Consider the following 10,628-nt stretch of genomic DNA (forward strand, 5'->3'; position numbering starts at 1 on the left):
CCGTGCCACCGCCCTACAATGGCAGCCATGACATCACGTGATTCCAACTATAAGGCCCAGACCTGCCCCGCCTGCGGCGGCGACAATCGTTGCGCCGTTGCTCAAAACCTCCCTCCGGCCTCCTGCTGGTGCTTTTCTGTCGCCTTCAACAAGGAAACTGTCGCCCGCTTTCAAGGGAAAGAGCAGTGCCTTTGTCAGCGCTGCGGCACGGCAGCAACACAAAAGGAAAAGTCATGAATCTGACTGACAGCAACCACCGCATCCTGGCATTCCGCCGGAAAGCGGCTTATCTAACCACGTGCCCCAGTGGTGACCTGTACATGTCACGTAACTTTCAATCGACGGCTTCAGTAGCCAACAGGCAGTCTTATGGACAGTAATATCAATTATCTGGTGCGCGGCTTCAAAATGCTGCGCGAACCCGGCATACGACCCTTTGTCATTTTGCCATTGCTCGTCAACGTGCTGATTTTCGGGGGCCTGATGACGCTGGGCTTCGAACTGATTGGCGGGGGCATTGCCGCCATTCTCGCCTGGCTGCCCGAGTGGCTGTCATTTCTGAGCTGGATTCTATGGCCCCTGGCGGTGGTGCTGGTGCTGGCGATTGCCATGTATAGCTTCAGTACATTGGCCAATATCATCGCTGCGCCATTTAATGGCCTGCTGGCTGAGAAGGTTGAGGAAAAACTGACGGGCAAGGAAGTGGAGGCCCGGGAATCGTTTGCCAGCGCTCTGGCCAGCTTCCCCCGCAGTATCTGGCGGGAAGTGCAAAAGCTCGGCTACTACCTCAGTTTCGCCCTGCTGGTGCTGTTGCTCAGCTTTATCCCATTTATCTCCCCCTTCTCAGGGGTATTGTGGTTTCTGCTCGGCGCATGGATGTTGTCACTGGAGTACTGCGACTACGCCATGGATAACCGTGGACTGAGCTTTAAAGAGAGCAAGCGGCGTATAAAAGCTGCTCGCGGCAGCACCTTGCCCTTTGGGATAATGGTTATGGCGGGCACCATGGTGCCCATTGTGAATCTGTTGATCATGCCGGCGGCGGTCTGCGGCGGCACCATCTTGTGGGTTGAGAAGCTCCAGAGCGGTCAGACAACAAACGTCTGAGGACCGCCCGCAGATACGACGACTACCGCAACGCCTCCGGCGGCTGCTCACAGGCCAGCTTGCTGCCCAGCAATTTTTCGATTTCCGGCAACAGGAAGGCATCGTCTTCTGACGCGAAACTGATTGAGGTTCCCTTGGCCCCGGCTCGTCCCGTACGACCGATGCGGTGCACGTAGTCCTCCGGGTCTTCGGGCAGGGTAAAGTTGACTACGTGACTGATCCCGTCAACGTGAATACCACGCCCGGCAACGTCGGTCGCCACCAGCACCTGAATCGTACCGTCCTTGAACTGCTGCAACGTCTGGGTGCGCTTGTTCTGGGCAATTTCACCCGACAACAGGCCACAGCGAATTCCACTTTTGCGCAGGCGCTCGTGCAGGCGACGGGTCTGGTCGCGGCGGTTGGCAAATACAATGACGCTCTCCGCCTCAGGCATACGGATAATACGCTGCAGGATCTGGAACTTTTCCCGCTCTTCTACCAGATAGACCCGCTGATCCACATTGTCAGTCGCCACGTTGTCCGGCTCTATTTCAATATTGACCGGTTGATAGGTCCACTGCTCTGTAAGGCGGATGATGTCTTCGGTGAAGGTTGCACTAAAAAGCAGGGTCTGGCGGCTTTCCTTGCGCGGTGTGAGCCGGATAATGCGCTTGACCTGGGGAATAAAGCCCATGTCCAGCATCCGGTCGGCCTCATCAATCACCAACTGTTCAACACCGTCCAGATAGAGGTCGCCGCGGCCGGTAAAGTCCAGCAAGCGGCCTGGCGTGGCAATAACAATATCCACAAGATCACGGCTGAGCTGATTCTGCTGCTTCTGATAGTCCATGCCACCGATCAGGGTAACCACATTAAGGTTCGTGTACTTGGTCAGCCCTTTCGCATCCTCGGCGATCTGTTGCACCAACTCACGGGTGGGTGCAATCACCAGCGCCCGGGGCTCGCCCAGGTAACGCTCGTCTTCGATCGGGTTATTGATCAGGTCGTTGATAACAGAAATCAGAAAGGCAGCCGTTTTGCCTGTGCCCGTCTGGGCCTTGCCGATCGCATCATGACCCCGCAAGGTGTGGGGTAAAACCGCAGCCTGAATAGGGGAGCAATACTGAAACCCCAGATCCGCTATGGCGCGCATCAGGGTATCGTCCAGCCCCAGATCGTGAAAGCGGACCTTGCCCGGCGCTTCGGGCACCGGAAAATCAGACAGGGACCAGGCTGACGGAGCAGGTTTGGCGCGGCGCTTTTTGTTCCCGCTGCGTCGTTCCGATGACTTGCCCTTGCCTTCATTTTCCGCGCGCTGCTCAGGCGCCTCGGTTTTTGGCGGTGTGGCAACGGGGTCTGTTTTGTCTCGTGAAAACAGCTTTTTTAGCAAAGGTTAGCCTCAATTAAATCTAAGTAAGGCCGGCATTCTATCAAATGTTGCTGCTATTGCACTCAATCGGGCACATTAAGGTCGTCGAGGTCACGCTGTGGAGGCCCTTGATCACGCAGAACCTGCCGCGCTGCGCGGTCAAAATAGTAGTCCAGGCTGACGTAGCGCCCGCCGCCCCAGAAAAACAGCACCAGCAACATCAGAAAGTATGTGGCGGCAAATTCAATGCCATTATTGAGCACCACAAAGTTACCTTTGCCTGTCAGCCACTCGTAGTTGCCATTTTCGCGCAATATGTCCTTGGCCCGCTCAAGGCGCAGGCTCACCTCGCGGCTGTTTTCCAGACTGTCTTCAGCGGTAGGGATGCCCACATCTGCCAGCAGCTTCGCCGTACTGGTCGAAGGATCACTTGGCGCAATGGCGAACCAGCCGTTGTCCCAATGCACTTCGATGGCCGCGACCAGCATGGTAGCCATCAACGGAACAGCCGCCCAGCGCACCGCCAGGCCGAACAGTAGTAAAAAGCCACCAAACACTTCGGTTCCTGTCGCCAACGCCGCCAGTAGTTCAGGGTATGGCAAGCCCAGCCCCCATGTGGCGTTCCCAAACCATTCCACCGTACTGTCGAAACTGTGCCACTTGTTCAAACCCGCGGCGATCATCACCGGCGCCAGAAACAGACGAAGTGCCAGCAACGCAAGGCCGTCGAGGTGCTTTAACAAACCAAACAGGTTGTCGTGAATGGCGTAGTACACTTTGAACAAAAAACTCATTGCGGTCTCCGCACCGAAACTCTTCTCTTATTTTGACGATTTTTGAATTCTTTCTGTTAACTGCCAGTACGCCCCGCGCAGACGGCACAGGCGGGATCTTTGGCGAGTTTCAGATTTCTACACTCCATGGTAGCACCGTCCAGCAGCAACAAGCGACCCGTCAACGGTTCACCGTAACCCGACAGGAGCTTGATCGCTTCGGTGGCCTGCAGACTGCCAATGACACCAACGATCGGCCCCAACACCCCCGCTTCCGAACAGTTGAGCGCTTCGTCGCCGACATCGGGGCTGTACAAGCAACGATAGCAGGGGCTGTCGGCCCGGCGCGGATCAAAAACTGAAAGCTGGCCTTCACTGCGTATGGCCGCCCCGCTGACCAAAGGCTTTTGCAACGCAACACAGGCTTCATTTATCGCAAAACGGGTGTCGAAATTGTCGCTACAATCAAGCACCAGATCCGATGAAGACACGGCGTCGAACAATGCCTGGCCGCTCAAACGCTTGTCCAGGCAGTCAACCGAAATGTCGGGATTGAGGGCAAGACAGCGCGCCCGCGCCGACGCTACCTTGGACAAGCCGATAGCCGCAGTGTCATGTGCAATCTGTCGCTGTAGATTGCTGAGCTCTACCCGATCGTGATCAGCCAACACCAAGCGACCGACACCAGCTGCCGCCAGATACAAAGCGGCCGGGCAGCCTAGGCCGCCGAGGCCTACGATCAGCACCGTCGCAGCCAACAGCTGTTCTTGCCCGGCAACATCCAGACCGGGCAGCAGAATATGACGACTGTAACGCAGCAGTTCTTCGTCCTGCATCAGTGACTATTGACCCCCATGGTGGCGCGCGGGTTCCCACCCAGATCGCTGCGCGTTTCAATTCGCGAAAAACCCGCAGCGCGCAGTATAGCGGCGACTGACTCGGCTTGACGATAGCCGTGCTCAAACAGCAGCACCCCACCCGGCGCGAGAAAGTCTGGCGCTCGCCGAGTAATCTGACGAATCGCATCAAGACCGTCGACACCCGAGACCAACGCTGACGCCGGCTCAAAACAAACACCCGGCCGCTGCAGGTGAGCATCGTCTGCTTCTATATAAGGAGGATTGGATACCACGATGTCGAATTCGCCGACGACCTGATCAAACCAGTCAGAGCGGCTGACACAAACACGCTCCAACCCAAGCGCCGTGGCGTTGCGCCGGGCTAGCGCAACCGCTTGTGCCGACTGATCAACCGCACTTACCTGCCATCGAGGACATTCACTGGCCAGCGCCAGAGCAATAGCACCTGTTCCTGTTCCCAGGTCCAACACCCGCTTTTCTGCTGTATCGCCATATTCTTCCAGCAACCATTCAACCAGTAGTTCGGTATCGGGTCGCGGCACCAGCGTTGACGGGTCGGTTGCCAGTGTCAGACTCCAGAACTCTGCTTCGCCAGTTAAATAGGCTACGGGCTCACCCGCAATTCGCCGCGCCAGAAGCTGCTCCATAACTGTGGCCTGCTCGGCAGATAGTTCAAATTCGGGATACGCATGCAGAAAATAACGCGGCTTTTGCAACACATGGACGAGCAACAGATCGATGTCCAGAGCGGCGGTATCCGGGTCTGGCAGCTCCACTCGCCGGCTGCGCAACTGACTAATCGTCACCACAACACAATGCCTTTATTCGGCCAGAGCCGCCAACAGATCAGCCTGATATTCCTGACGCAGTGGCTCAACCACGTGACGCATATCACCGGCAATAATTTCATCGAGCTTATAAAGCGTCAGATTAATCCGGTGATCAGTCACCCGCCCTTGTGGAAAGTTATAGGTACGAATACGCTCAGAGCGATCGCCGCTACCCACCAACAGGCGCCGCGACTCAGCCTGTTCCTGCGCCTGAGCACTCTGCGCCGCATCATTGATTCGCGCCTGCAGTAATGACATCGCACGCGCACGGTTTTTATGTTGGGAGCGCTCATCCTGGCATTCCACAACGATACCGCTGGGAATATGGGTAATGCGCACCGCCGAATCGGTTTTGTTAACGTGCTGACCACCGGCGCCGCTGGCGCGGTAGGTATCGATACGCAGATCGCCTTTGTTAAGTTCCACCTCATCCACGTCTTCCGGTTCCGGCATCACCGCAACCGTGCAAGCCGACGTATGAATCCGCCCCTGCGACTCGGTTTCCGGTACCCGCTGCACCCGATGCGCTCCCGACTCAAACTTCAGGTGCCCATAGACATCCTTGCCTTCGACTCGGGTAATAATTTCCTTGTAGCCACCATGCTCTCCGTGACGCTCACTGAGTATTTCTATGCGCCACCCCTGAGATTCGGCGTAGCGACTGTACATACGAAACAGATCGCCAGAAAAGATGGCCGCTTCATCACCGCCGGTGCCCGCACGAATTTCAAGGAACACGTTATGGGAATCATTGGGATCACGGGGCAACAACAGAGTCTGAAGTTCCAGTTCCAGCACTTCCAACTGCGCGGCACTGGTTTCTATTTCTTCCTCGGCCATCGCGCGCAACTCGGCATCGCTTTCTTCAGCCAGCATAGTTCGCGCCGATGCCAGATCCGACTCGACTTTTTTGTAATTGCGGTGACACAGCACAACCGGCTCGATTTCCGCGTACTCTTTAGAATGCGCACGAAACTTGTCTTGGTTGGCAATGATTTCGGGCGCACTAAGCAAAGCTGCCAGCTCCTCGTAACGCTCAAGCAGATTATCCAGTTTTGCCGCGATAGACGCTTTCATTAAATGCCTTCAGTCATTATCCAGGCCCAACAGCTGACGCGCGATACGCAGCGTTTCTGTTTCGCCATTGGCTGCCGCTTCCCGCAAGCGGGAGCTAGGATGGTGTATTAGTTTATTGGTTAAACCGCGCGCCAGCTGCTCAAGCACAGTTTCCGGCGCCACGCCGCGCGCGAGAGCCCGTTGCGCCTTTTCCATTTCGTGCATACGCAACTGCTCGGCCTGCGAGCGGTAGTCTTTCACAGTATCAACCGCATCGAGCGCCCGCCACTGACGCTGCCACTCAGCAACGGCAGATTCAATGATACCGTCTGCCTTGCGCGCCTCACTGGCCCGCGCCTTACGGTTTTCGTCGACGATTTCTTTGAGATCATCCACGGTGTAGAGATAGACGTCCGCCAACTCTGCCACCTCGGCCTCAATATCCCGTGGCACGGCGATATCGACCATCAACATCGGTCGATGCTTACGTTTACGCAAGGCCGACTCGACCGTCCCCTTACCAAGAATCGGCAACTGGCTGGCAGTCGACGCCACCACAATATCGGTATTCTTAAGTTGCTCTGGGATATCAGCCAGCAACACCGCTTCGGCGTCGAATCGATCAGCCAGGTCGCGCGCCCTATCCAAGGTGCGGTTGGCGATCACCAGCTGGCGAACACCGCGCTCCCGCAGGTGGGTCGCCACTAGCTCGATGGTTTCACCGGCGCCGATCAGCAAAGCCCGACACCGATCGAGCTTACTGAAAATATGTTGTGTCAAACTAACCGCGGCATAGGCCACAGACACCGGGTTCTCGCCGATTGCCGTGTCAGTGCGAACGCGCTTGGCCGTTGCAAATACCTGCTGGAAGGCACGCTCGAGATTAGCGCCCAGCGTCCCGGCCTCCTTGGCCACCGCGTAACAGGATTTCATTTGCCCCAGAATCTGCGGCTCACCCAACACCAGAGAATCGAGCCCGGCCGCCACCGTCATCATATGGCGCACTCCACTCACCCCGGCGTGGCTATACAGGCAATTCTCAAACGTCGCCCGCGGCAAGCCGCGATATTCTGCCAGCCACTCACTAACAGCGTCGGTGAGCAACGCATCATCGCTAGCATTAATCAGATAAAGTTCTGTGCGGTTACAGGTAGACAGAATGGCCGCTTCATCGACCCCCTCAATTCGGGACAAAGCCTGCAACGCCATTTCCATATGCTCAGGCACAAACGCGACTTGCTCCCGTACAGCAACAGGGGCAGAGGTGTGATTAACGCCCAAAACCAGCAAATTCATGCGCGGGGGAGACTACCGAACCGGGAAAAGGGGGCAATTCTAGCAAGTTGGCCACTAAAAGTGGATGCCAGCGAGCAGGTAAAACCACTTTGCGACGCGCTACGCGACGCGATCAGCCCATGCTAGAATCATCGCATGATGAATTTCAAACATACCCTTGGTATTGCTGCCGCTTTCGGCATGCCCCTGCTGTTGGGTGCCTGCGCACAAACACCGGCTGAAACACCGGCAATTGCACAGCCCGCCGCAGTGCCTGCTGAGCCGGAAAAACGACCGCTCAAACCCTTCCCTGAAGACAGCTTTTACGATCTGCTGGTGGCCGAGTTTGCCATTCGCCGGCAACACTATGATCTGGCACTCGATCATTATATGGAGCAGGCCTACCGCACCAAGGACAGCGGCATTATTGCAACGGCTGCCCGCCTGTCCCAGTTTGTGAACAATCTCGAAGCCGCCCTAGCCGCCACCGAGCTGTGGCTGCAGAAAGAGCCCGATTCCGCCGAAGCCCATTTCATCCGGGGAACAACACTGGCGCGCGCCCGCCGCCCACTGGACGCCCTCCCCCACATGGAAGCCGTGATCGGCTCCAGTGAAGACAGTAATTTCGCCAGCCTGGCCGCAAGCGCTCTGGCGCTGTCCGAAAACCAGCAAAAAGCATTTGAAACCCAGATTCGCGCCATGCTCGCCAAGCACCCCGACAATACCAACCTGAAAACCGGTGTGGCGCTGACCCTCCAATACCGAAATCAGGAAGAGGAGGCCCTGTTGCTGATTCGCGAGGTTCTGGCCGTTGCCCCGCTGGATATCCACGCGCTGCTAATTGAGACCCGGGTGTTGCAGCAACTGAACCGGATTGATGAAGCTATTGAACGCCTGCGATTCGCGGTTGACCAACATCCATACCACAAACGCCTTCGCCAAAATCTTGCCCAGCTGTATACCCGCAGCGATATCTTCCAGGCCAAGGCCCAGTACATGGTATTGCACAACCAGTTTCCGGAAGACAGTGCGATACAACTGGCGCTGGCGCTGGTAAACCGCGAAATCGGGGAATACGACGAAGCAATAGCACTGCTGAAAAACCTGCGCACCGACGCTGAACAGAAGAACCACGCCCTTTATTTTCTTGGCCGCATTGCCGAACAGCGTGAACAGTGGAGTCAGGCCCGTGAGTATTATGGTCAGGTAGGCATTGGCGAACAGCTCATCCCGGCGCTGACCCGGCTCGCAGCTCTGGACAACGAGCATCAGGGGCTCGCCAGCGCCAGGCGCACCCTGACGGAAGCCCGGCAGCGATTCCCACAGCTGCGCACCCAGCTCTACCTGGCTGAATCCGACCTTCTGTTTGACCAACGACAGTATAAAGAAGGCTACAATCTACTGACCTCGGCATTGGACAACGATCCATCCAATACCAACTTGCTATATGCCCGCTCTCTGTTCAGTGAGCGTCAGCGCAATCTTGACCTGATGGAACGCGATTTGCGCGTCATCCTCTCCAGCGACCCGGACAACGCCACTGCACTCAACGCATTGGGCTATTCTCTCGCCAATTTGACCGATAGACTGACCGAAGCCAAATCACTGATTAGCAAAGCTTTGCAGCTACGACCCGACGACCCCGCCATCCAGGATAGCTATGGTTGGGTGGCCTACCGGCTTGGCGACATGACACTGGCCCGAACCTATCTGGAACGCGCTTACGCCCAGACTCAGGATCACGAAATCGCCGCCCACCTCGGGGAAGTGCTGTGGCTCCTGGGCGAGCAACAGCAAGCCATCAGCGTGTGGCAAACCGGATTGCGGGACACCCCCGACAGTCTGATTATCAATGAAACACTACAACGACTGAATGTTAACCTCCCGACAGCAGAACAACCCTGATGCGTTTTAGAACTCTCTGTTTGGGCCTGACGGCCCTGATTGTCGCCGCCTGTGGCAGCACTCCAAAACAAGCCCCCCTGGACGAATCAGGCTACTGGAGCGTACAGGGACGGGTTGGCCTGTGGGCCCACGGAGAGCAGGAAAGCGCTAACTTTAACTGGCAGGATTGCAATGATCGCTACCGCATCCGCCTCAGCGGCCCGCTCGGCGTTGGAACTACCATTATTTACGGCGACGCCCAACAGGTCAGCCTGCACCGTGGCGGCGACCCGGAAGTAACGGCAGACTCCCCCGAAGCATTACTTGCCTCACTGGGCTGGGTTATGCCGGTCTCCGCCTTACGCTACTGGCTGCGCGGGCTGCCTGATCCTGACGCTCCACACCAGCAACACCCGCAGGAAGCGGGCTCGGCCACCGAGCTCACCCAATACGGCTGGACCATCCAATATCAACCAAGCTCCGAGCGCGCCGAACGCATCACCCTGGAAAGCGACAACGTTCGCCTAAAGTGGATGCTGCGCGATTGGCAGGCAAACGCCCAGTGCAACCGCCCGTGACAACGCTCAGTGTGCCTGCACCTGCAAAGCTCAATCTGTGCCTGAAAATCACGGGACGCCGCGATGACGGCTACCACTTACTGCAAAGCCTGTTTCAGCTGCTGGACTACGGCGATACGCTCCACTTTAGCGCTCACCCCAGTCCAGAGATCAACCTTACCCCGCCATTTGCAGGGGTGGCTCCCGCCGACAACCTCATTGTGCGCGCCGCCCGCGCACTGCAGGAAGCCACGGGCTGCCGGATGGGTGCCGACATTCACTGTGACAAAATACTGCCCATGGGCGGCGGCATCGGCGGCGGCAGCTCCAACGCTGCGACAACCCTGCTGGCCTTGAACCAACTATGGGACACACGCCTGAGCATTGATACGCTGGCCGAGATCGGCCTAAGCCTCGGCGCCGATGTACCGATCTTCGTGCGCGGCAGAACCGCCTGGGCCGAAGGTGTAGGTGAATTACTTTGCCCCGTTGAAATGCCGCAGCACTGGTACCTGGTGATTCATCCAGGCGTAAGCGTAGGAACTCGCGAAATTTTTTCACACCAGCAATTGACACGTAACAGTCGACCCATCAGAATAGCGGCCTTTCTTGAGCAGGGTGCCGGAAATGACTGCGAAAATGTGGTCAAAAACCTGTATCCAGAGGTGAAAAACGCCTTGGATTGGTTAACGCAATTCGCCCCCGCTCAGCTTACAGGTACCGGTTCGTGCGTGTTCGCACGATTTGCTGATGAAGCGTCGGCGCGAGAAGTTTTCGCAAAACGGCCGGCCAGTTACAGCGGCTTTGTTGCTCGCGGCGTTAATCGCTCGCCAAGCCACACTGCTCTGAACCTGAATTAACCAGTTTTGCTGGGGCGTCGCCAAGCGGCAAGGCAACGGGTTTTGATCCCGTCATTCGGAGGTTCGAATCCTCCC

At 57.0% G+C, this 10,628-nt stretch carries 11 protein-coding genes and 1 tRNA gene; 6 read left to right on the forward strand and 6 right to left on the reverse strand.

Translation table 11 applies throughout. From position 1 onward, the window contains the following. Positions 1 to 27 precede the first annotated feature (27 nt). Complete coding sequence (locus ABYP39_RS14055) at positions 28 to 237, forward strand: cysteine-rich CWC family protein (protein WP_372783129.1); 210 nt, start codon at positions 28 to 30, stop codon at positions 235 to 237. A gap of 132 nt (positions 238 to 369) precedes the next feature. Continuing rightward, positions 370 to 1,107, forward strand: coding sequence for a sulfate transporter CysZ (gene cysZ / locus ABYP39_RS14060; RefSeq protein WP_372758523.1), 738 nt, complete (start codon positions 370 to 372; stop codon positions 1,105 to 1,107). A 22-nt stretch (positions 1,108 to 1,129) separates the two neighbouring features. On the opposite strand, the gene rhlB is transcribed toward cysZ, so the two are convergent. From rhlB to hemA, 6 genes are all read right to left on the reverse strand, one after another. Further along, positions 1,130 to 2,479: an ATP-dependent RNA helicase RhlB gene (gene rhlB / locus ABYP39_RS14065; protein WP_372758522.1), complete on the reverse strand. Its 1,350-nt coding sequence runs from the start codon at positions 2,477 to 2,479 to the stop codon at positions 1,130 to 1,132. A 62-nt stretch (positions 2,480 to 2,541) separates the two neighbouring features. Continuing rightward, a complete protein-coding gene (locus tag ABYP39_RS14070; RefSeq protein ID WP_372783121.1) occupies positions 2,542 to 3,252 on the reverse strand; it encodes a DoxX family protein in 711 nt (236 codons plus the stop codon). Positions 3,253 to 3,308: 56 nt separating this feature from the next. Further along, entirely contained in the window at positions 3,309 to 4,067 is a 759-nt protein-coding gene (locus ABYP39_RS14075) for a ThiF family adenylyltransferase (protein WP_372764631.1), read from the reverse strand. After that, the gene (gene prmC, locus ABYP39_RS14080; RefSeq protein ID WP_372783131.1) at positions 4,067 to 4,897 is read right to left on the reverse strand and encodes a peptide chain release factor N(5)-glutamine methyltransferase; all 831 of its coding nucleotides are present in this window, start codon (positions 4,895 to 4,897) and stop codon (positions 4,067 to 4,069) included. Before prmC ends, ABYP39_RS14075 begins: the two co-directional genes overlap by 1 nt. A gap of 15 nt (positions 4,898 to 4,912) precedes the next feature. After that, positions 4,913 to 5,998 carry a peptide chain release factor 1 gene (gene prfA / locus ABYP39_RS14085; protein ID WP_372749078.1) on the reverse strand — a complete coding sequence of 362 codons (1,086 nt, stop codon included), beginning with the start codon at positions 5,996 to 5,998 and terminating at the stop codon, positions 4,913 to 4,915. 9 nt (positions 5,999 to 6,007) lie between these two features. After that, positions 6,008 to 7,273 (reverse strand): glutamyl-tRNA reductase, encoded by a 1,266-nt coding sequence (gene hemA, locus ABYP39_RS14090; RefSeq protein WP_372783123.1) that lies wholly within the window; start codon positions 7,271 to 7,273, stop codon positions 6,008 to 6,010. A 135-nt stretch (positions 7,274 to 7,408) separates the two neighbouring features. On the opposite strand from hemA, the gene ABYP39_RS14095 reads away from it, so the two are divergent. The 4 genes from ABYP39_RS14095 to ABYP39_RS14110 all read left to right on the forward strand — a co-directional run bounded on the left by ABYP39_RS14095 (position 7,409) and on the right by ABYP39_RS14110 (position 10,628). Further along, a complete protein-coding gene (locus ABYP39_RS14095) occupies positions 7,409 to 9,157 on the forward strand; it encodes a tetratricopeptide repeat protein (RefSeq protein WP_372783125.1) in 1,749 nt (582 codons plus the stop codon). Beyond that, entirely contained in the window at positions 9,157 to 9,714 is a 558-nt protein-coding gene (gene lolB / locus ABYP39_RS14100; protein ID WP_372783127.1) for a lipoprotein insertase outer membrane protein LolB, read from the forward strand. Before ABYP39_RS14095 ends, lolB begins: the two co-directional genes overlap by 1 nt. Further along, positions 9,711 to 10,553, forward strand: a complete 843-nt coding sequence (gene ispE / locus ABYP39_RS14105) for a 4-(cytidine 5'-diphospho)-2-C-methyl-D-erythritol kinase (RefSeq protein WP_372760620.1) — start codon at positions 9,711 to 9,713, stop codon at positions 10,551 to 10,553. The genes lolB and ispE overlap by 4 nt, the downstream gene beginning before the upstream one ends. 18 nt (positions 10,554 to 10,571) lie before the next feature. After that, positions 10,572 to 10,628, forward strand: a tRNA-Gln gene (locus tag ABYP39_RS14110).

The organism is Litorivivens sp. (genome assembly GCF_041625495.1).
Taxonomy (GTDB): domain Bacteria; phylum Pseudomonadota; class Gammaproteobacteria; order Pseudomonadales; family Spongiibacteraceae; genus Litorivivens.

What these genes read in the sequence shown, in the direction of transcription:
- ABYP39_RS14055 (WP_372783129.1), top strand. Translation starts at nt 28, where the DNA reads ATGACATCACGTGATTCCAACTATAAGGCCCAGACCTGCCCCGCCTGC.
- cysZ (WP_372758523.1), top strand. Translation starts at nt 370, where the DNA reads ATGGACAGTAATATCAATTATCTGGTGCGCGGCTTCAAAATGCTGCGC.
- ABYP39_RS14070 (WP_372783121.1), bottom strand. Translation starts at nt 3,252, where the DNA reads ATGAGTTTTTTGTTCAAAGTGTACTACGCCATTCACGACAACCTGTTT.
- ABYP39_RS14075 (WP_372764631.1), bottom strand. Translation starts at nt 4,067, where the DNA reads ATGCAGGACGAAGAACTGCTGCGTTACAGTCGTCATATTCTGCTGCCC.
- prfA (WP_372749078.1), bottom strand. Translation starts at nt 5,998, where the DNA reads ATGAAAGCGTCTATCGCGGCAAAACTGGATAATCTGCTTGAGCGTTAC.
- hemA (WP_372783123.1), bottom strand. Translation starts at nt 7,273, where the DNA reads ATGAATTTGCTGGTTTTGGGCGTTAATCACACCTCTGCCCCTGTTGCT.
- ABYP39_RS14095 (WP_372783125.1), top strand. Translation starts at nt 7,409, where the DNA reads ATGATGAATTTCAAACATACCCTTGGTATTGCTGCCGCTTTCGGCATG.
- lolB (WP_372783127.1), top strand. Translation starts at nt 9,157, where the DNA reads ATGCGTTTTAGAACTCTCTGTTTGGGCCTGACGGCCCTGATTGTCGCC.